The sequence below is a fragment of the Martelella sp. AD-3 genome (genome assembly GCF_001578105.1).
Classification (GTDB): Bacteria; Pseudomonadota; Alphaproteobacteria; order Rhizobiales; family Rhizobiaceae; genus Martelella.
On record NZ_CP014275.1, the window covers coordinates 1513094 to 1531263 of the forward strand.

Sequence of the window (18170 nt, forward strand, 5' to 3'; positions counted from 1 at the left end):
AAGCAAAATCAACCGTACTTTGCTCAAACCGCCATCGCCGACTTGTTCCGCCGCTTCGGCACTCTTTGCCGCTTGCTTCCCGCGCCAGCATCACTGCCATAAACCTGTGCCCATTGCCTGAGCGCGTCGGCAGCCTCCGAATTGCCGTCGCTCTTCACCGGCTCGTCGCCGAAAGCGCCAACGCTCGCAATCCATTTCTTGCGGTAATTGTCGATATGGTCGATGCCCTCCTTGCAGTTCTCGGCATCGATCCATGCCAGCGCCAGCATGTCGCGGGTCGCCTGAATGCCGTGCTGCAGTTCGGCAACGCGCTCAACGATCTCGACATTGCGTAGTCCCAGCCGCTCCAGCATCTGCTTGGGCGTCAGATTACTGTTTTCGCCCTGCCGCTCGTGGTTGCCGTCATGCGGCAAATAGTGCCGGCCCCAGGTGTAGCCGAGCGCCTGCATTTCGCTGACAAAGAAGCTGTAGGGCTCGCCCCAGCCTTCGAGAAAATGGATAAAACGGTGCTGCTGGCCCACCTGCTGGTGAAACCAGATTGCGGTGCCGTCCGAATTGCCAATGTCCCAGAAGGTGTTGACCGGATAGCCGGGCGTAAACGGCACGGTGGTGATTCGCCGCTCCTTGCGCATCCGTGTCATCTGAACGGTGTAGTAGCAGCCCTGTGATGATTTCTGGAATGCCTCGTCGGGTGTCGACGGGTATTCCTGCCACATCTTTTCGTCTTCGCCGGAGAATTCGTTGTCGCGTGTGCTGATCCACCAGGCGCGCTGCTCGATGTCGAGCATCGTCGCCATTTTCTCCTCGACCTCATTGAAATATTGATGCTCGATGGCCGATATCTCCACGTCGTCGGGGTCCATGCGGTAATGCATGTCGTCCCACCACGGGAAGAAGTTGAAATGATATTCCTTGTTGGTCAGCCGCCGGGGGAGCGAGGCAAGCCGTCGGGCACGCTGGCACATCTTGAAGAAATGCCCCTCGCGGCCTTCCGCCGTGCTTTCGATGAAGATCATGCCGCTGGCCGCCGCCGGAATGGTGCCGGTAATCACCTCGTCGGCGCGGTCCGGCCGCTTGGCGCAGATTTTGCCGAACTCGGAAACATGCAGATAATGCAGCGTGCCGGAGCGCAGCGAGGTCGCCACCCGGATCGAGCAATTATTGTGGGCAAACAGCAATTCGTCGGCGCTGTCGCGCTTCAGCGGCATGGCGGCGCGCAGCGCTGCCGGCAGGTTCTCATAGGCGAACTTCACCTTGTCGCGAAAGATCGCCTTGGCCGCGTCCTCTTCATGCGCCACGATGCCGGCCCGGATCGGCCGGTCCTTGTGCGAAAACAGCGCGCAATCCAGAAACAGAATGCAGATCAGCGTGGTAAAGCCGAGCTGGCGCGCCTTTAAGATGATATTGCGCTTGTGCAGCCGCTTCAAAAGCCGCCGTTGGGCGCGGTTGGGCCTGAACGGCACGACAAGCGGCTCCGCGTCGGCGTCTTCCTCGCCGTTCTCGTCTTGCGGCTTGATCATGATCTTGTAGAGCTGCCCGGAACAAAGCCGCCACAGCGGATCGGACAGGCACATCGCCATGTCTTCGGGCGAGGACGGCACGAAATCGAGCGGCACGCCGCCTTTCACGTCCTTTCCGCGCTGCGTGCCCAGGATCATGCGGTATTCCCTTTATCCGGGATGTCCTTGTCTGAATCGGTTTCGCTCACAGGGCGGATCAGGGCGCCGGGCAGTTGCTGCAACAGCATCTCAAGCGGGTTTTCCTTGTCGCCGCCCAGCATCAGCTTGTCGTTGAACATGCCCAGATGCCGCATCAGCTTGTCGTAGATCACGGCGCGATCGATCATTTTGACCCTGGTGCCGAACTGGGTTTCCTCGACACCCTGATAGATCAGCCTTGCGCCGCCGGTCAGAAACCGCGTGTCTTTGATATGGGCGCTGCCGATCCCCTCGCCATGGCAGCGCGGGCAATCGTCATGTGGCAGCTTGCTGGCGTCATAGCCATAGCCGCCTTCATCGCCCGGAAGGTCGGGTTCCACATCGCGCGCGCGCGCTTTCTCGGCAATCTTCTCGCAGGTGTCGAGATACTCGGTCTCATCCACCCACTGAAACCCGTTGTCGATCCCATAGCAATGGCGGCACGCGCCGCGCCGGTATTGCACAAGCTCATTGGTATCGGCGGTCAGCATCGCATAGAGCCGGCGCACAACGTCATTATGCTCGATGGCGACAGCCTCGCGCCGTGCCGCCATGGCGGCGTCGATGGCTGCTTTGACCTTAGCATTTTTTAGCAACTTGGAGGCGCAAACAGCAGCGGTTCGCTCATTCGGCTGCCGAAACGCCCGCATATAGGCATAGGTCGCCCGCATATCCTCATCGGCCAGCAATGCGTCGATAAATTCCTGCTGACGCGGCGTCAGCCGCGCGCACCGTCGCTTGGGCGCGGCTTTGCTGGTGGGGTTCTTCGTGGTTCTGGGCATAGCCGGATTTGCTTCCCTCGGGGCGGCAAGGTGTTCCGGTGCTATTTTAATGGACTGTTGCTGTATTCACAACGATGTAGCTGCAAAGCGCACCATGTCGCAGACAACTTGTGTCAAGCGCTTTGACGTCAGGCAGTTGGGAAGACCGAAACCGCCTTATTCAGTGCCAATGGTAGCTTGCGATGCAGTTTTTATAATTCTGCAAAGCTGTTTTGATGAATTCCTCGCTTCCGCCACCGAAGCCACCATGGGCTAAGCGGCGACAAAGATCGGCATTCTCAAGACGCGGCAGAGTTTTGGTCATATAATCACTGTGGCTCCAGCCAGCGCGTCCCACCGGCGCCCAAACATAATTTCGCTCATGCCTGGATCGGTCTATTGCCGTGCGCAACGTCTCCAAGTCTGATCTCTCAAGATATTGGATGGCCGTTAGCGCTTCGCTCAGAAGAGTCATTTCATCAATGGGCGCGCGTGAGGAAAGGAAGGACGCGCGCCAGTCCTTAAACACTGTGTTGGCCAAGTGGTCCTGAAAAGGGGTATAGCGTCTTTCCAGTCCAGGCAATGCCTTCCAAGCTGCGCTGACTGAACCTTCCCATGTAGAGGGTCCCACTGTGTCAAGCAAACACTCCATATTTCCGTGTTTGTTTTGGACCTCTGTTCCCATGAATTCGTGAAGGTCAGGCCACTTTTCGGCATATTGAAGGCCCAAAGCACAGGCGTGATACGCAAGAACAGCGGGATATTGACGCAATTCAATATATATAACCAAGCCCCCATTATTGTCGTTCGCGAAATTGAGAATCGTGCGGATCGCATCTATAACGATTGCAATTTGTGAGGGCTCTCCCCACCTGCCAATCAGTCCGCAGGCTTTTGTCAGACCCTCCGATATACTTTCATAGACGGCGACCCGGCGCTGAATATCTTCAGGTGCAATGGCGCCGTGGAGGTCCATGTCACCCTGATCGTGTCGTGCAATAATCTTCTCAACCTCTTCAAATACCAAATCAGCCAATTGGATTCGGTATTCAGCCTTAGACAAATATCGCTTTGCGCGGCCGACTAGCATGTCAACCCCAACTGGGTTTTGCCGCTGGGACTGAGCCAAGGTATCTACTTGCGACACTAGCGTTCCGAAAAATGTGTCCGCGTCCGAAATTGGCACTACTACACCCTTCCGGCTGCTGCACAAATCCGCGCCACGCTCTGCGAGCACACCTCTTGATGCCCAAAACATTGGATAGCGACGGTTCGGTGCGCGTTGGATTGCCGCTCTCAGTGCATGGTCCCATTCGCCGGACCAGCCGCAGACAATTAGTCCGTATTCATCAAAAATGCGGTCCAAAAGACTATTGTAGGCTGCAGGATAGTTATCCAATTCTTCGTCTGTATTTAGAATACGGGCATCCTTGTAGTCCCCGTGCAATTTCAAAATATAGCAAGAGCTGTGCGTGATCGGTTCCGCGCCTTGCAATGCGTCCGGTGACGTTATGACCGTTGGCTCAACGCCAACTTCGCGCAATGCGTTTTCCATCAAACGGTCAAAGTTTGTTGTGACAATGACTTTGATGTAGCCCTTTTGAACCAAGCTGGCGATGGCCTTGTGACCCGCAGTTGGCACTTTTCGGCCTTCTTGTCGGTCTTCTTCGTTTGGTTCAATGTAGCTGTGTAAAATTGCACGCCGTTCTGACGGAGAAGTTGCAATTTTTTCGAGCAGCTCTGAGTAGTTTGGCTCTTTACCTTCGTTCTCGCTGTACCACTTCGCCCAATCCTCCTGTTCGTCAACACCTTTAGCAGTGGCAATGCGTCGTACGAGATCGGTCGTGATTTCCCAGCCCGTCGGTATCTCGGCTGAGCGCGATAGGCCAGAACCCAGCAAAAGGGCAAAAACTCCCCGATTTTCATGTACCGAAAATGCGAGCTGTGTTGCTGGATCACCAAATGCGCTCATTCTATCCCCCCCCCAAAAAATACTCGATACTACTGGCTAAGCATATCTAACGGCTGAGCGTCTCTAATTGTAGTGAAATGGCGTTCTGTCGCGCATCAGTTGTTTCAAATACACAAAACAGGATCATAGATAAATGCGGACTCATTCCATGTCAGCAATGCCGCGTCACCTGCACCCGCCGGGCCCAGCTCAACACCAGCCCCTCGCGTTCGCGTCCGTCCAGCAGCGTCACCCGAAAAACGCCGCGCTGCTTGCCGTAACGAACGACACCGAGCATTTGCGATCCATCATCGGCCTGCACCAGGGCAAGCGCGTCGAGCGCGCCTTCCGGCGGCGCCTTGCCGGTCACGAAGAAGGCCCAGCCGTCCATATAGGAAACGCTTGAACCGGCGACCTGCGCAATGATCGCCTCGATGCCGTCCGGCAGCCCGTCAAGCGTTTGCACGCGCTCGCCCTGTTTTGCTGGCAGAACTGTCATCTTGGGCGTCAGATAGCCAATCACCGGACAGGTGCGTTGGCGGGGCGGCGGCGCATTGATGCCGGATTCAGCAATAATCTCATCCACCGTAACGCCCAGCAGCACGGACAACTCGACGGCTTCCTCGATTTTCATCCTGCGGTGTCCGGAAAACGTCCGCGATAGCTGCGACGACGCGATCCCCATCTGGCGCGCGAGACCGCGCATCGTGAAACCTTTTGCGGCAATACGGCTTTCGAAATAGGACTTGTTCAAGGCTTTCCTCTCGGTCTCCCTGGCTGGTTTCAACGCCGTGCGCTGGACCGGACGTCATGTTGCTCTGCATTCACTTTGAAGTGCTGCTAATAGAACCCAGCGATAGGCGAAAATTGCCAAAATAGCAACCGATAATGGGTGTTTTGACCGACAGGGTTAAGGCAAGCCTGTTGCCGGATGGTTGACTTGGGGTCTTGCCGGGTGTGAAAATAAACCCCGCATTCATGAAGGCGAGGCGTCATGCGTAAAGTCCTGAGCGAGGCGCGGCTCCTCTGCGCGATCATGAACCCGCTCTGGTTCGCGCGCAGTCTGGCGGACGGCTCTGTCGATGCCTTCGAGCTGGTCTGGTACATCCCGGCCTTCCTCGTCTTCTGGGCCGGCGTTGCTTTCCCTTTTTTCCTTGTTTATCTCATGGCATCAGCGATCTTTTTTTAAAGGATGCGCCGCCATGCGCTGGACCGAGGACGACTACAACCAGATCATGTCGCGCCGTAAGGCTGGTTCGGCGACGGAGGCGCTGCCCGCAGCCGGTCAGCCGTCGGCTGCCGCGAAAGGCAAGTTGCAGGCACTTGGTCGGCTCGCTCCCGGCAAGATGAACAAGACGGAGGCGCGCTTCGCCTCCCATCTCGATGCTCTTATGACATCGGGCGATCTCCTGTGCTGGCGCTTCGAAGCCATCAAGCTAATGCTCGCCAAAAACACCACGATCACCGTCGATTTCGCAACATTGCCAGCGTCCGGCCTTTTGACGATGATCGACGTGAAAGGGTCCAAAGCGATCTACACCGACGATGCGCGTGCGAAAATGAAAATCGCCGCCGATATTTTCCCCTTCGTCTTTCAGGTCGCATACCCGAAGGAGAAGGGTGTCGGCTGGGTGATCGAGACTATTCATGTCTAGAGTGTTGCCAAAACAGCATCGTTTGATATTTTTGGGGCATTGATTCTGTGGGTGTGAGGCCTTGAGGATCAGGAATGCGCAGATCAGCGGCAGGCAAAAACCGCCTTGCTGTGTCGTGTCCCCGTCCGATTGGCCCTGGCCGCTGATCTTGATCGGATAAGGGGTCCTCACCACGACACTGCAAGGCGGTTTTCCTATGGGGGCTCTCTTGTACGGCTCCTCTTGCATTTTGCAGTCACGCGGCGACGTCTGCAAAATGCAGCAGAAAAGACGACGGAGCACCGCATGCAACCTTCCGACCTCCTCAAGCATTTTGGCAATCCGGTCGCCTATTATCCCGGTCTTGTGGAGCATCTGGGCGGCGTCAATGCGGTGGTGCTGTTTTGTCAGCTCTTCTACTGGAGCGGCAAGGCCCATTCTGAGCTTGGCGTCTACAAGACGCGCGAGGACATCAAATCCGAGACCGGATTGACGTTCCGAGAGCAGATGAGCGCGCGCAAACAGTTGAAAACACGCGGCGTCCTGACCGAGACCAACAAGCGGCTTGAGCATCGCATCTATTACCGGATCAACATACAGCGCCTTGATGAAATCCTGAATGAAGCCTTGCGCGCGTCCCGAAATGCGCAAGGTGCATCTGGGGGCGCATCCGGGGGACAAAATCGCGAAACCTGTTCGCCCCGAAATGCGCAAAGCGCGCGTCGGGGCGAGACGAAAGCGCACGCCGCCGGTGAACAAAAGCGCACGCCGCCGGTCGCCGAAACAGCACAGCCCGGAACGACGAAAGCGCATTCCGATGTAACAGAGACTACTTCAGAGATTACGACAGAGACTACCTCAGAGATTACCTCAGGGCGCCCCATTGGCGGTGGCGCGATTTCGGTTCACCGGGAAGAGGCAGCCCCGCCCGAGGATGGTCAGCCCCTCAGGGGCGAAACCGCCTTTCAGCTTAAATGCCGCGAGGCGTGGCGCAGTTATCGCGAGGCCTATGAGCATCGCTACGGCACGCCGCCGGTGCGCAACGCCAAGATCAACGGTCAGGTCAAATCGCTTGTCAGTCGGCTTGGTGGCGAGGCGGCACCGGTCGCGGCGTTTTACGTCAATCGCATCAATGATCAGTATGTCGTGCGCAACAGCCATGAACTGGGGCTCTTGGTTGCGAAAGCCGAATCCTATCGCACCCAGTGGGCGACAGGGCGAGCGATGACCACCGGCACAGCCCGTCAGATCGACCGCACCCAAACCAACGCCAATGCCGCCGACGAGGCGATCAGGATGCTGGAGGCGGAGGTCGATGCTTTCGGCGCAAAACCTGTCGGTGAGGTCGAGGATGACGCTTGAAGAGCAAAAGCAGGTCATCCAGGCGCTCGTTGTGACGGCCGAGGTGATGGGTGGCGAAATGACGCCGATCGCCGCAAGGGTCTTTGCCCGTGACCTATCCGTCTATCCATTCGCGTCCGTTATGCGCGCGCTGGAGCGGTGCCGCAGGGAGCATGCGGGACGGCTCGTCCTCAAGGTGATCCTCGACATGGTCGATCCCGGACGCGGCTGGCCGAGTGCCAGCGAGGCATGGGCCGCCGCCCTGCCGGCGCTTGATGAGCGTGAAACGGTCGTCTGGTCAAAGGAAACCCGTGCGGCATGGAATGTTGCCCGGCCGGTCATGCTGACCGGCGACAAGGTCGGCGCGCGGATGGCGTTCATTGCCGCTTATGATCGCCTCGTCGGCAACGCCAAGCTCAACGGCTGCACGCTTTCCTACGAGGTCTCCTATGGCTGGGATGAAACCGGGCGCGAAGCCGCTATCGAGCGCGCGCGCGAACACGGACTTCTCGGCAACGGTCGCGCCGAATCAGGCGACGCAAGGTCGCTGACGGATTGCAATGATGTCGAAATCGAAACGAGCTTAGAGGTTGATGAATCCGGCGTTGCCTCTCTTTCTTCAGCCAGCATCGACAGAAAAAATAAATAGAAAACAGATAACTACAATAATTGCGAGCAATTTTCTATCGCCGCTATTGCCTTGGTATTGGAGGTTGTGCTTATTTTGAAACTGTTAAATATGATGACATAATAGCATCAATAGTTCGGCTCGATCGGTGATCGTGTTCGAGGTCTGCAAGGCTCGGGGCGGATAGTCAGCGGTCAGCGCGGCGGTGTCCAAACTGCGCCTATCGTGATGCTGTTTTGTAAATTGATGCATTGTTTGCATCGTGTAACTGGAGGCTGGATATGTCGGATGCACACGGCGTCGCGCGCGACCAACTCAGGTCATTTATCGAGCGGATCGAGCGCCTTGAGGAAGAGAAAAAGACCATCTCCGACGACATCAAGGATGTCTATGCCGAAGCCAAGGGCACCGGCTTCGATACCAAAGTGCTCAGGAAAATTATCGCTCTGCGAAAACTGGATGAGCAGGAGCGCATGGAAGAGGAGGCCGTCCTCGACACCTATATGATCGCGCTCGGCATGATTGGCGCGTCCGAAGACGTGCCAGAAGGCGAAGGTGCGTGATGGCCGGTCTGGTCGTGTTTGATCCCGTCACCCTCGAACTGGACCTTGATGACGTGTTGGAGGCGCTGGAGGCGGCGTTCTTTGGTGCCGAAGACGGTTCCCTTCGTGACCTGTTCGACAAGGTCGACACTGAAAAGCCGGTGGCGATTTCGATTGAGCAGGAGACCTTCTACGAAAAGGTCGCCGATGAAGCGCTGATCGAGGAGCTGAGCAATCGCGATATCGGTGTGATCCCCAACCGATTGCCGCCAAGCACCTACCAGCTTCTCGCGGACATGATTGCCGGTGGCGAAACCCGCGATGCTCTGGACCTGCTGTCGGAGCTTGCGCCGGGCGACGCAGATCTTCTCAACGCTCAAACCACATTGCGGCTCGTGGCCTTACGGCGGGGGGCGGTGGAATGAACCTCTTCACCGTGGAAAAGCCGAAACTCGTGTCAGCGCTTGAACGCGCCCGCAATGCCGTCGAAAAGAGCATCAATATCCCGATCCTCGAAAACATCCTGATCGAGCGGGCGGAGGACGGTGAGGGCTTGAGCGCCCGCGCCACCAATCTCAATATCGAGGTCCGTTGCCGGTTCGAGGCGAGGGTTGACGAGGCATTCTCGGCCTTCACGCTTCCGGCCCATCGGCTGTTCGACATCGTCAAGACATGGCCCGATGGCCGCGAAATCCAGTTTGCCTGGGCCGATGACGCCAGGAAGAGCGTCGTTGTAAAATCGGGGCGCTCGCGCTTTGTCCTGCCAGTGCTCCCGGCGGAAGGTTTCGTCTGGATGCGCCCGGAACAGGGCACGGCTGCCTTCACCATTGACGCTGGGCAACTGACAGCGGCGCTGTCGCAATGCGCCTACGCCGTCTCACGCGAGGCGGTCCATTTCTATCTCAATGGCGTTCTTTTGCAGCGCGGCGAGGATCATCTCCATCTGGTTTCGACCGATGCGCATCGCATGGCGGTTCGCAACATCGATCCCGGCAGCGCCCCGCCCAGCTTTCCGCCAGCGATTATTCCCGCCGCGACCGTCGCCTATATCACCCGTTATCTGGTCGAAGGCGCGGTGAGGCTTGAGGTCGGCGCAAACCTGATCCACGTCGGCCAGGACGGGCTTTCGGTCACCTCGAAGTTGATCGAAGGGAGTTTTCCCGATTGGCGGCGGGTCATCCCCGAAAACGAGTATCATGCGGTCATCGACAAGGTAGAGTTTGCCGCCGCCGTCGCGCGCGTTGCGCTGGCCGCCGACCGAGGGCGCGCGAGCGGCGTTCTGCTCACCTTTTCGCAAGGCTTGCTCGCGATCGAGGCAAGCGGCATTGACGGCCGTTCCGGTCAGGACGATGTCGAGGCGGAATGCGATTTCGATCTGGAGATCGGTTTCAACGCGCGCTATCTCACCGAGGCGCTGGCCAATCTCCCCGGCGACACGGTGCACCTTTTCCTCAAAACCAATCGCGACACGATGGTCATCAAGGGCGACGCCCCCAGCGCGCCCGACGATCTCTTCCTCCTGTTCCCAATGCGGGTGACGCGCGGTGTCGGCGATGTCTGATTGGTCGTCAAAAGAGGCCGCGCCGGCCCCCCGCATGATTTCGCTTCTTGAGCTGGACGACGCCGTGTGCCGCTGGCCCGTCACCGAAGCCGGCGAGAATACCGGCTTTTGCGGACACGCGACTGGCGGAAAGCCGCCTTACTGCCCGTATCACCGCGACAAAGCTCATGGTGAAGGCACGAGCGCCGAGCAGGCGGCGCTGAAGAACCTGAAGCGGATTATGCATCGATGACCGAGCCTCTCGACATTCTCGGTGACGGACGCGCCACGATCCTCATCGGCGATTGCCGCGACGTGCTGGCCGAAATGGAGCCAGACAGCGTCGATTGCGTGGTGACGTCGCCGCCCTATTGGGGCCTGCGCGATTATGGCGTCGAAGGTCAGATCGGACTTGAACCGACGCTTGCCGAACACCTGTCCGTGATGGTGGACGTCTTCGAGGCGGTCAGGCGCGTTTTGAAGCCGACGGGAACGCTATGGCTCAATTACGGGGATTGCTATGCCACGGCACCGAACGGGCGAAGCGCTCAGGATACGAAGAATTTCGGCGGGGATGATCGGACGTTTCGGGACAAGCCGTTCTCCACGGTTGGAAACGGGCTGAAGCCCAAAGACCTGTGCATGGTGCCGAACCGGCTGGCGATTGCGCTTCAGGATGCGGGCTGGTGGGTGCGATCGGAAATCATCTGGGGCAAAACCAATCCAATGCCGGACAGTTCCGGCACGGCGCGCCCCTCGACCGCGCACGAAAAAATCTTCCTGCTCACCAAGAGCGCGGACGGCGATATCTGGCGCGCCCGCGACACCGGCGAATTGAGCTTCTTCCCGGACCTTTCCGAAACCTGCCCGCTCGTCACCGATGCCACGCGCCAAGGGCCGCGATGGCTGCGCATTGGCAGCTATTACGACGCCGGGGCCGTCAGCATGGGCAGCAATCCCGCAAATCACGGCGGCGCCAGGGGCGCTGCACGCGCCACGGTTCCGCCGCGCCACGAAGGGCAGATCAATCATACCGGCCTTCATGCATTGGGACGCGGCACCGGGCGGTTGCTCAGGAACTACGAGCCAGCACCAATCGCACCCGCATCGCTCGATGTCTGGCCGATGGCAACGCTCGCCTTTCGTGCGGCCCATTTTGCGACCTTTCCGCCGGTCCTTGCCAGCCGCTGCATTCTGGCGGGCTGCCCGAAAGGCGGCACCGTGCTCGATCCGTTCGGCGGCGCGGGCACAACGGCATTGGTCGCGCTTCGTCACGGGCGCAAGGCGCAGCTTGTCGAGATCAGTCGGGCCTATGCCGAAATCACCTGCGACCGGATCGCGGCCGACTGGAAGGCCGCGCCGCCCATGGCGCACGCGCCATCCACACTGCCTGAAGGCGGACTGTTCCAGGGCCGTTCAAACGATATGGGAGAAGCCGATGGCCGGTAGCGTGAACAAGGTCATTCTGGTTGGCAATCTCGGGCAAGACCCAAGGATCAGCCGCACGCAGGACGGCAAGGCCATGGCCAATCTGTCGGTCGCCACATCCGAGAGCTGGCGCGAGAAGAGTACCGGCGACCGTAAGGAACGCACCGAGTGGCACCGCGTCGTCATCTTTGCCGAAGGCCTGGTGACGCTTGCCGAGCAGTGCCTGAAAAAGGGCGCCAAAGTCTACATCGAAGGCAAGCAGCAAACGCGCAAATGGACAGCGCAAGATGGCACCGAGCGCTATGCGACCGAAGTGGTTTTGAACGGCTTCGGTGCCCGCCTTGAAATGCTCGACGGCCGCAATAGCAGCGGGCCTCCGCCCGCGCAAACGCCGGATGACTACGGCTACACCGAAAGCACATCCGTTGATCGGGGCGCCGGCGAACACGGCGCCAGCGAACGGGCCGGCAAACAACTTTCCTACCAATCCAAAGACCTGGACGACGACATCCCATTTTGATGGAGAGACGATAATGGACAACGAATGGCAGGCGAACACCGACCAGACGACGCTTAAGGCGATCCTGGCGGTGATCCGGGAGCGATACCGCCAGATTGCGGCAAAGGACTTCGGTGCTGCCGATGACGACAAATGGGGGAGAGGCGAACTGGCGCTGGCCGCAGCGCTTTATGCACTTCCCTATGAAGCCGGCCTCGTGCACCAGGACGATTACCTCATGCTGCACATGGCGCTCGACATGGCGGCGGATTTCGAGCTGAAGCCGGAGCCGGACGTCAAAAGGCGGATCGTCAAGGCGGCAGCGATGCTGCTGGCGGAATTCGAGCGGCTTGAGCGCGCCGAAGCAGGTGCAATCGAAAGCATCCCGAACAAGGATGGCCCGAGAGAGGGTCAAACGGGCGCGCTCGTTCGCTATGCCGCCGACGAGCTGAAGCGCGCCGGTATGTTCGGCGAGGACAGTGATTATAACGGCTGGCTTGGCGTCGCCGTTTTGAGAATGGTCGAGCTTTTTGCGTCCGAACGTCATTCCGGCATCAGCGCCGGGTTGGCGATCGACGCTTTCTCAAAACTCGCCCGTTTTGAACCGCTGACCCCGTTGACGGGCGAGGATGGCGAGTGGATCGCCGTTGACGAAGGCCTCTATCAAAACCGCCGTGCCGGCAGGGTCTTCAAGGATGAAGACGGCGCCTACGATATCGAGGGCAAGGTGTTCCGGCAACCGAACGGGGCGTGCTTCACCGCCGCCGAAAGCCGCGTGCCGATCACGTTCCCCTATGTCCCGCAATCAGACTATGTCGACGTGGCCGACGAAGGCGGTGAGGCATGACTGGCAACGAAAAAGACCTGATCGCCGCCGTCAGAGACCTGGCCCGCATGCTGGAAGCGGTTCGCTACACGGTCGGGCTTGGCAACAAGCAGATGGCCCGCATCGAGCACACACTGGCCGTCGCCGCGCGCATCGAGAAAGGCGGTGATGCATGAACGCGGCCGGTTGGTTCGAGCCAGTGTCCAATGACACCGATAAAGCGCCGACGCGAACGCCGGACGATGTTCGCACAGCACTCCACATCGGTCTCCTGATGGGCTTCGTCTGTGGCCTGTTCTCAAGCTCCATGATGGCACTGCTCATCTTCACCCCTTAACCGGAGGAGAAAACGATATGTCTCTGAAAACCCAGAACGTGGAAAAGGATGCGGCCATCGGGTCGCTGATCCGGGAGGCGCGCAAGTCGCGCGGACTGAGCCAGATGAAGTTGGCCGAGGCGATTGGCGTCACATTCCAGCAGGTTCAAAAATACGAGAAGGGCAGCAACCGTGTTGCACTGTCGACGTTCCTGCTGATCTGCGAACGGCTCGATCTTTCACCGACCGAACTGGTTGGCAGCGTGGCCGAAACCCGTGAGGCGGACACGCTCCTGGCTGCCAAAGTCCGGGAATGCGACCAGCTGAAGAAGCAGTTGGACGGCATTCGCTCGCTCGCTATGCCGCAGCCCAAAGCGGGCACGGGGACCGAAGGCTTTGCCATAGGAGCCCAAAATGGAACCGAATAAAGAGGCCGACGAAATCCGCTTCCTCTCGCTCGCGCAGGTTTGCGAGATGACCAGCCTGTCACGCACCCAGATTAACAACTACCGCAACGACGGACGCTTTCCCCAGGCTGTCCCCCTCGGTATGAAGCGCCTGGCGTTTGTGAAGGCTGAGGTTGTCGCGTGGATGGAAAAAAGGATTGCAGAACGATTGAATGTTCAGCCCCGACCTCGCGATAATGCATGATCTGCCGAAGGCAGAATAAGCAACTTAACTGATGGCGTTAAGTTGTTTGTTGACGCGAATCTCCCATTGGGCTATCAACCTCATCATGGAAGTGAAGTTCGCTAACGATGATCTGGCGCGAATATGCACAGATGAGGCGCATAAACTGGGCCTGCCGGTTGCGGTCATAAGGGCTGCGCGAAAAACGCTAATCAAATTAGAAGCTGCGACCTTCGAATCTGATCTCTTTAATCTGGGAGGTTTGGATTACAAAGTCCTGAAGGGAAATGGCAATGACACAAGGCAAGTTCGCGTGAACAAGCAGTACCGTATTCAGTTCACAGTTGTTGGCGAAGGAACCGGCGCAATTGCAACAATCACCTTTATCGGTGATCCACATTAAGGAGGGACAGTTATGAGCATTGTATCTATGTTGAAAGAAGTCCCTCATCCTGGGGAGTTTATTCGGGACGAGTTGGAAGCTCGTGGGTGGGCTCAGCGAGACTTAGCCTATATTCTGGGTGTTAAGGAGCAAGCTATTAACCCGATCATGTCCGGCAAGCGCGGAATTAGCCCTGATATGGCAAGGGCGCTGTCTAAAGCCTTTGGGATTTCACCGGAATATTTTCTGAACTTGCAGAAAGCTTATGAGCTATCCACTTCGCGTGAAGCCGACCCCGCGATAGAAAGGCGTGCCAAACTTCAGTCGATCTTCCCCATTCGGGAAATGATCAAGCGCGGATGGTTTGAAGACACCCAGGACGTATCTTTGCTTGAGACACAGGTTATGAGGTTTTTCCGAACTAACTTGCTTGAGGATGTGCCTTGTTTCGCCCATAGCGCGAAGAAAAGCGGCGACTATTCTGAGACCACACCGCTTCAAATGGCTTGGCTTTTCCGTGTTAGGCAAATTGCGGATGAGATGGTGGCCCCAAGGTACTCAGAAGCTAAGCTTAAAGCCTCTCTCGTTGAGCTTGAGCGGTTGATGGTAGACCCAGAAGAGATTCGGCATGTGCCTCGCATTCTCGCTGATGCTGGTATTCGTTTTGTTGTCGTTGAGACATTACCAAAGGCCAATATCGACGGAGTTTGCTTTTGGTTGAGCGCATCGGAGCCTGTCATTGGTATGACCTGCCGACATGATCGGATTGACAATTTTTGGTTTGTCCTGCGGCATGAGATTGAGCATTTGCTTAATAAAGACAGCCTCGAGTCCGGGTTGTCGTCGTCAATCGTGGACGTTGACATCGATCCAAGCAATGAAAATCTACCTTTAGTGGAAGTTCGTGCGAATACAGCTGCCTCGAAGTTTTGTGCTGACCAGGATGCAATAAACTCGTTTCTCATTCGAAAGTATCCATATCTTTCAGAGAAAGACACCTTGGGGCTGGCTCGTCGGTTGCAGCGACATCCAGGGATCGTTGTCGGTCAACTGCAATTTCGGATGGCCGTTGAATACAAAGTCAATAAGTATAATTGGCTTACTCGGCATAAGGTTAAGATTCGGCAATTTTTGAGGGGATCAGCAAATGTCGATGGTTGGGGCGATGCAATTCCGGTAAATCTTTAAGGAACCAAGATGGCTACTTACAAGGAACAACTTCAAAAAGTCTGGCATCTGTACGAAAAAGAAAACGGCTCTGTGCCAGCGACAGCGAGGGAGGCCGTGTCTTGGGGAATCTCCCGGAATTTACTTGAGATTCCCGAGGTTGACCCCCTCGACAAGCTCGCATCCGATATGTCGACGGCTTTGCGCGAAGAGTATGCCACTGACCAGGACGGGCGACGTTATAGGGTCAATCACGCAGTTCGTGTCAACAAGGCTGGCGTGCAGTATACTTTTTGGGCGATCATGAAAGACGCGCCTAGAGAGCATATGCAAAAGGCCTTTATTCAGCGTCGTGAGCAAATTGTTGGTGATTGCGTTCAGCTCAATACTGATGTTGAGGCATATAATGCAATACACATCGAACAGCGTCCCATTCAAATGCTCTTTGACTTCCGCGATGATATCGAAGAACGAAAATTTGGTGACGACCGCGCAGCGTGATTTTATCTACGTTATGGGTGCCCCTGAAACGGAGGGGATTCAGAGCTGACAAACGCAGAACTTTGCCCAAGCGTCCATGAGTTTGCGCCGCTTATCGAGAGCATCACCCCGGCGGTAGGCGCGCTCTGTTTCATCGCCGACAATATGGGCAAGAGCGGCTTCAGCGACCTCGCTCTGAAAATTGGTTTCCTCCGAGACCCAATCGCGGAACGACGAGCGAAAACCGTGAACGGTGAAATCGCCACCGCCATAGGTCTTGAGTGCCTTGGTCATGGTCATATTGCTGATCGGTCGATCCGCCCGCGCGCCGGGAAACACAAAGCCATCCATCCTGATTTGCTTCATGCCCTCAAGCACCGCCAGTGACGGCGGTGAGAGCGGCACACGATGCAGCCGCTTGGCTTTCATGCGGATCGCCGGAACGGTCCAGACCGCTTCATCAAGGTCAAACTCGTCCCAAAGCGCGCCCATGACCTCGCCTGTCCGCGAACCTGTCAGGATGGTGAAAGCCAGCGCCCGTGCGCCGACCCCGTTTGAGGCCGACAGGCGCTGAAAGAAAGCCGGCACGTCCTTGTAGGGCATGGCCGCGTGATGTCCGCGTGTGAGCTTCTCTCGCTTCGGCAGGATATTGTCGAGGTGACCGCGCCAGCGGGCCGGGTTCTCGCCGTCGCGCAGGCCGCGCGCCTTGGCGTGATCCAGAACCTTTTCGATCCGGCCACGAAGGCGGCTTGCCGTCTCTGCTTTGGTTTTCCAGATCGGCTTGAGGACACGGACAATGTCGTCGGTGGCGACGTCGGGCACCGCGATCTTGTGAAGCGGTTCGGCGTAGACATCGAGCGTCATGCGCCACTGCGCGCGATGCTTCTCGTTGCGCCAGCTGTCTTCCATGGCCGCGATATAGTCGTCGGCGCATTCGCCAAATGTCGTCACCCGCCGGGCCGCCTTGCGCTCTTCCATTTCCGTGAAAGGATTGCCGCCGCGCCCCAGTATCGCTCGGATTTCCTCAGCCTTTGCGCGCGCGTCGGCGAGCGAGACCTGCCCGGTCCCGGCGCCATAAACGCCGAGCCCCATTTCGCGGCGCCGGCCGTTCCTGATATAGATGAAAACGAAGTGTCGATTGCCCGACTTGGCGCGGTGAAGCCAAAGACCATCGCCATCGCGCAGCTTGGCCTTCGTCGCGTTTTTGATCTCTTTTACGGTGAGAAGATTGCGCGCCATTTCACCCCTTGGAAGCAGGTCCGGGGCGAACGAATATCTAAACCCTTAACGGCTTCTGATCCTAACGGTGATCCTAATATCAGTCTGTTGCTGTAAATGTCAATATTGACATCATTGAACTCTAGTTCACTGATTTTATTGAAATTGCTGATGCTAAAATGTTATCAATTTCGATATTGTCTCTATAAGAACGGACTTCCTCTCCGCCAGATTTCCCTAAGTGTTTGATGTCCTTAAAATCGTTGCGTCTTCAAAGGGTTGCGTATAGCGTGGCACAATGATTTGGTGCAAAATGTAGCGCGCAAAACCGAGTGGCGCACTGCAAAAGCTCTCGCCCTTTGCCGCCGACTTCCTGCCATTGATCGATCAGACATCATTGTCTATATAATAGGGATTATATAGAGAGGCAGAAGCTATGCACAGCGTGAAGATTACAACGGTTGGCGCATCGTCCGGCGTCATCCTCACCAAGGAAATAATGGCCCATCTGAAGGTCAGGAAGGGCGATACCCTTTATCTGACGGAAACAGCGGATGGCGGCTATCGCCTTACGCCCTATAATCCGGAGTTCGTCCGCCAGATGGAACTCGCCGATGAAATCATGCACGACGACCGCGAGGTATTGCGCGCGCTGGCCAAATGACGGGTGTCGCAATGAAGAACTGGCGATGGGTGGAACCGGCTGTCATATATGCGGTTCACGACAGGCAATTGTCGGAACATGGCGGCTCCGAGGGCATCCGAAACGCTGACGGGATAGAAAGCGCCTTGGCCCGTCCGCAAAATCCGGCTGAATATGGCGCCCCGGACGCGTCAGACCTTGCCGCAGCCTATGCGTTTGGTCTCGCCAGGAACCATGGTTTCATGGATGGCAACAAGCGCACGGCCTGGATCGCGGCGCGTCTTTTCCTTGCCGATAACGGATACCGGCTTCGCTTCCGGCCCGTCGATGCAGTTCAGTTGATGGAAGGCGTGGCTGGCGGCGTGATTGGGGAAGACGAACTCGCGCGCTGGTTCAGGGAGCGGCTGGTCGAAGCCTGACGGAAAATCAGGCTAGTGTCGGACTTTGGGCGTAGCCATTTGCTTCGCCCAAAGTCCAGCTATCAACC

General features: G+C 57.4%; 24 protein-coding genes. 19 read left to right on the forward strand and 5 right to left on the reverse strand.

Features of this window, described 5'->3' with window-relative positions; all coding sequences use genetic code 11:
- Positions 1-23 precede the first annotated feature (23 nt).
- The 4 genes from AZF01_RS06940 to AZF01_RS06955 all read right to left on the reverse strand — a co-directional run bounded on the left by AZF01_RS06940 (position 24) and on the right by AZF01_RS06955 (position 5163).
- Positions 24-1658, reverse strand: coding sequence for a terminase (locus tag AZF01_RS06940; protein ID WP_024709837.1), 1635 nt, complete (start codon positions 1656-1658; stop codon positions 24-26).
- Positions 1655-2479 carry a terminase small subunit gene (locus AZF01_RS06945; protein ID WP_024709838.1) on the reverse strand — a complete coding sequence of 275 codons (825 nt, stop codon included), beginning with the start codon at positions 2477-2479 and terminating at the stop codon, positions 1655-1657. The genes AZF01_RS06940 and AZF01_RS06945 overlap by 4 nt, the downstream gene beginning before the upstream one ends.
- A gap of 160 nt (positions 2480-2639) precedes the next feature.
- Positions 2640-4430: an SIR2 family protein gene (locus AZF01_RS06950; protein WP_024709839.1), complete on the reverse strand. Its 1791-nt coding sequence runs from the start codon at positions 4428-4430 to the stop codon at positions 2640-2642.
- A 151-nt stretch (positions 4431-4581) separates the two neighbouring features.
- Positions 4582-5163: a helix-turn-helix domain-containing protein gene (locus tag AZF01_RS06955; protein WP_024709840.1), complete on the reverse strand. Its 582-nt coding sequence runs from the start codon at positions 5161-5163 to the stop codon at positions 4582-4584.
- Positions 5164-5403: 240 nt separating this feature from the next.
- Between AZF01_RS06955 and AZF01_RS06960 the strand changes: the two genes are divergently transcribed.
- The 17 genes from AZF01_RS06960 to AZF01_RS07035 all read left to right on the forward strand — a co-directional run bounded on the left by AZF01_RS06960 (position 5404) and on the right by AZF01_RS07035 (position 15843).
- Complete coding sequence (locus tag AZF01_RS06960; RefSeq protein WP_024709841.1) at positions 5404-5598, forward strand: hypothetical protein; 195 nt, start codon at positions 5404-5406, stop codon at positions 5596-5598.
- 13 nt (positions 5599-5611) lie between these two features.
- On the forward strand, positions 5612-6064 hold the full coding sequence (locus AZF01_RS06965; protein WP_024709842.1) for a hypothetical protein: 453 nt from the start codon (positions 5612-5614) through the stop codon (positions 6062-6064).
- Between the two features lie 285 nt (positions 6065-6349).
- Complete coding sequence (locus AZF01_RS06970; RefSeq protein WP_152534637.1) at positions 6350-7405, forward strand: hypothetical protein; 1056 nt, start codon at positions 6350-6352, stop codon at positions 7403-7405.
- Complete coding sequence (locus tag AZF01_RS06975) at positions 7395-8033, forward strand: hypothetical protein (protein ID WP_024709843.1); 639 nt, start codon at positions 7395-7397, stop codon at positions 8031-8033. The genes AZF01_RS06970 and AZF01_RS06975 overlap by 11 nt, the downstream gene beginning before the upstream one ends.
- Before the next feature lie 260 nt (positions 8034-8293).
- Positions 8294-8575, forward strand: coding sequence for a DUF2312 domain-containing protein (locus AZF01_RS06980; protein ID WP_024709844.1), 282 nt, complete (start codon positions 8294-8296; stop codon positions 8573-8575).
- A complete protein-coding gene (locus AZF01_RS06985) occupies positions 8575-8979 on the forward strand; it encodes a hypothetical protein (RefSeq protein ID WP_061449656.1) in 405 nt (134 codons plus the stop codon). The genes AZF01_RS06980 and AZF01_RS06985 overlap by 1 nt, the downstream gene beginning before the upstream one ends.
- Entirely contained in the window at positions 8976-10115 is a 1140-nt protein-coding gene (gene dnaN, locus AZF01_RS06990; protein WP_024709846.1) for a DNA polymerase III subunit beta, read from the forward strand. Before AZF01_RS06985 ends, dnaN begins: the two co-directional genes overlap by 4 nt.
- On the forward strand, positions 10108-10347 hold the full coding sequence (locus AZF01_RS06995; RefSeq protein WP_081725884.1) for a GcrA family cell cycle regulator: 240 nt from the start codon (positions 10108-10110) through the stop codon (positions 10345-10347). The genes dnaN and AZF01_RS06995 overlap by 8 nt, the downstream gene beginning before the upstream one ends.
- Entirely contained in the window at positions 10344-11543 is a 1200-nt protein-coding gene (locus AZF01_RS07000) for a site-specific DNA-methyltransferase (protein WP_024709848.1), read from the forward strand. The genes AZF01_RS06995 and AZF01_RS07000 overlap by 4 nt, the downstream gene beginning before the upstream one ends.
- Positions 11533-12042, forward strand: a complete 510-nt coding sequence (gene ssb, locus AZF01_RS07005) for a single-stranded DNA-binding protein (protein WP_024709849.1) — start codon at positions 11533-11535, stop codon at positions 12040-12042. The genes AZF01_RS07000 and ssb overlap by 11 nt, the downstream gene beginning before the upstream one ends.
- A 13-nt stretch (positions 12043-12055) precedes the next feature.
- Positions 12056-12868 (forward strand): hypothetical protein, encoded by an 813-nt coding sequence (locus AZF01_RS07010; protein ID WP_024709850.1) that lies wholly within the window; start codon positions 12056-12058, stop codon positions 12866-12868.
- Entirely contained in the window at positions 12865-13023 is a 159-nt protein-coding gene (locus tag AZF01_RS23885; protein ID WP_156484724.1) for a hypothetical protein, read from the forward strand. Before AZF01_RS07010 ends, AZF01_RS23885 begins: the two co-directional genes overlap by 4 nt.
- A gap of 178 nt (positions 13024-13201) precedes the next feature.
- Positions 13202-13591 (forward strand): helix-turn-helix domain-containing protein, encoded by a 390-nt coding sequence (locus AZF01_RS23435; RefSeq protein ID WP_081725885.1) that lies wholly within the window; start codon positions 13202-13204, stop codon positions 13589-13591.
- Positions 13578-13814 carry an AlpA family transcriptional regulator gene (locus AZF01_RS07020; protein WP_024709852.1) on the forward strand — a complete coding sequence of 79 codons (237 nt, stop codon included), beginning with the start codon at positions 13578-13580 and terminating at the stop codon, positions 13812-13814. The genes AZF01_RS23435 and AZF01_RS07020 overlap by 14 nt, the downstream gene beginning before the upstream one ends.
- Before the next feature lie 85 nt (positions 13815-13899).
- The gene (locus AZF01_RS07025) at positions 13900-14196 is read left to right on the forward strand and encodes a type II toxin-antitoxin system RelE/ParE family toxin (protein WP_161633062.1); all 297 of its coding nucleotides are present in this window, start codon (positions 13900-13902) and stop codon (positions 14194-14196) included.
- Positions 14197-14208: 12 nt separating this feature from the next.
- Entirely contained in the window at positions 14209-15363 is a 1155-nt protein-coding gene (locus AZF01_RS07030) for a HigA family addiction module antitoxin (RefSeq protein WP_051424167.1), read from the forward strand.
- A gap of 9 nt (positions 15364-15372) precedes the next feature.
- Positions 15373-15843, forward strand: a complete 471-nt coding sequence (locus AZF01_RS07035) for a hypothetical protein (protein WP_024709855.1) — start codon at positions 15373-15375, stop codon at positions 15841-15843.
- 39 nt (positions 15844-15882) lie between these two features.
- On the opposite strand, the gene AZF01_RS07040 is transcribed toward AZF01_RS07035, so the two are convergent.
- Positions 15883-17061: an integrase arm-type DNA-binding domain-containing protein gene (locus AZF01_RS07040; protein ID WP_024709856.1), complete on the reverse strand. Its 1179-nt coding sequence runs from the start codon at positions 17059-17061 to the stop codon at positions 15883-15885.
- 415 nt (positions 17062-17476) lie between these two features.
- Here AZF01_RS07040 and AZF01_RS07045 point away from each other — a divergent pair, with 415 nt between their 5' ends.
- Positions 17477-17704: a transcriptional regulator gene (locus tag AZF01_RS07045; RefSeq protein WP_024709857.1), complete on the forward strand. Its 228-nt coding sequence runs from the start codon at positions 17477-17479 to the stop codon at positions 17702-17704.
- A gap of 11 nt (positions 17705-17715) precedes the next feature.
- Positions 17716-18102, forward strand: coding sequence for a type II toxin-antitoxin system death-on-curing family toxin (locus AZF01_RS07050; protein WP_024709858.1), 387 nt, complete (start codon positions 17716-17718; stop codon positions 18100-18102).
- The last annotated feature ends 68 nt before the right edge of the window (positions 18103-18170 follow it).

What these genes read in the sequence shown, in the direction of transcription:
- AZF01_RS06940 (WP_024709837.1), bottom strand. Translation starts at nt 1,658, where the DNA reads ATGATCCTGGGCACGCAGCGCGGAAAGGACGTGAAAGGCGGCGTGCCG.
- AZF01_RS06945 (WP_024709838.1), bottom strand. Translation starts at nt 2,479, where the DNA reads ATGCCCAGAACCACGAAGAACCCCACCAGCAAAGCCGCGCCCAAGCGA.
- AZF01_RS06950 (WP_024709839.1), bottom strand. Translation starts at nt 4,430, where the DNA reads ATGAGCGCATTTGGTGATCCAGCAACACAGCTCGCATTTTCGGTACAT.
- AZF01_RS06960 (WP_024709841.1), top strand. Translation starts at nt 5,404, where the DNA reads ATGCGTAAAGTCCTGAGCGAGGCGCGGCTCCTCTGCGCGATCATGAAC.
- AZF01_RS06965 (WP_024709842.1), top strand. Translation starts at nt 5,612, where the DNA reads ATGCGCTGGACCGAGGACGACTACAACCAGATCATGTCGCGCCGTAAG.
- AZF01_RS06970 (WP_152534637.1), top strand. Translation starts at nt 6,350, where the DNA reads ATGCAACCTTCCGACCTCCTCAAGCATTTTGGCAATCCGGTCGCCTAT.
- AZF01_RS06975 (WP_024709843.1), top strand. Translation starts at nt 7,395, where the DNA reads ATGACGCTTGAAGAGCAAAAGCAGGTCATCCAGGCGCTCGTTGTGACG.
- AZF01_RS06980 (WP_024709844.1), top strand. Translation starts at nt 8,294, where the DNA reads ATGTCGGATGCACACGGCGTCGCGCGCGACCAACTCAGGTCATTTATC.
- AZF01_RS06985 (WP_061449656.1), top strand. Translation starts at nt 8,575, where the DNA reads ATGGCCGGTCTGGTCGTGTTTGATCCCGTCACCCTCGAACTGGACCTT.
- dnaN (WP_024709846.1), top strand. Translation starts at nt 8,976, where the DNA reads ATGAACCTCTTCACCGTGGAAAAGCCGAAACTCGTGTCAGCGCTTGAA.
- AZF01_RS06995 (WP_081725884.1), top strand. Translation starts at nt 10,108, where the DNA reads ATGTCTGATTGGTCGTCAAAAGAGGCCGCGCCGGCCCCCCGCATGATT.
- AZF01_RS07000 (WP_024709848.1), top strand. Translation starts at nt 10,344, where the DNA reads ATGACCGAGCCTCTCGACATTCTCGGTGACGGACGCGCCACGATCCTC.
- ssb (WP_024709849.1), top strand. Translation starts at nt 11,533, where the DNA reads ATGGCCGGTAGCGTGAACAAGGTCATTCTGGTTGGCAATCTCGGGCAA.
- AZF01_RS07010 (WP_024709850.1), top strand. Translation starts at nt 12,056, where the DNA reads ATGGACAACGAATGGCAGGCGAACACCGACCAGACGACGCTTAAGGCG.
- AZF01_RS23885 (WP_156484724.1), top strand. Translation starts at nt 12,865, where the DNA reads ATGACTGGCAACGAAAAAGACCTGATCGCCGCCGTCAGAGACCTGGCC.
- AZF01_RS23435 (WP_081725885.1), top strand. Translation starts at nt 13,202, where the DNA reads ATGTCTCTGAAAACCCAGAACGTGGAAAAGGATGCGGCCATCGGGTCG.
- AZF01_RS07020 (WP_024709852.1), top strand. Translation starts at nt 13,578, where the DNA reads ATGGAACCGAATAAAGAGGCCGACGAAATCCGCTTCCTCTCGCTCGCG.
- AZF01_RS07025 (WP_161633062.1), top strand. Translation starts at nt 13,900, where the DNA reads ATGGAAGTGAAGTTCGCTAACGATGATCTGGCGCGAATATGCACAGAT.
- AZF01_RS07030 (WP_051424167.1), top strand. Translation starts at nt 14,209, where the DNA reads ATGAGCATTGTATCTATGTTGAAAGAAGTCCCTCATCCTGGGGAGTTT.
- AZF01_RS07035 (WP_024709855.1), top strand. Translation starts at nt 15,373, where the DNA reads ATGGCTACTTACAAGGAACAACTTCAAAAAGTCTGGCATCTGTACGAA.
- AZF01_RS07040 (WP_024709856.1), bottom strand. Translation starts at nt 17,061, where the DNA reads ATGGCGCGCAATCTTCTCACCGTAAAAGAGATCAAAAACGCGACGAAG.
- AZF01_RS07045 (WP_024709857.1), top strand. Translation starts at nt 17,477, where the DNA reads ATGCACAGCGTGAAGATTACAACGGTTGGCGCATCGTCCGGCGTCATC.
- AZF01_RS07050 (WP_024709858.1), top strand. Translation starts at nt 17,716, where the DNA reads ATGAAGAACTGGCGATGGGTGGAACCGGCTGTCATATATGCGGTTCAC.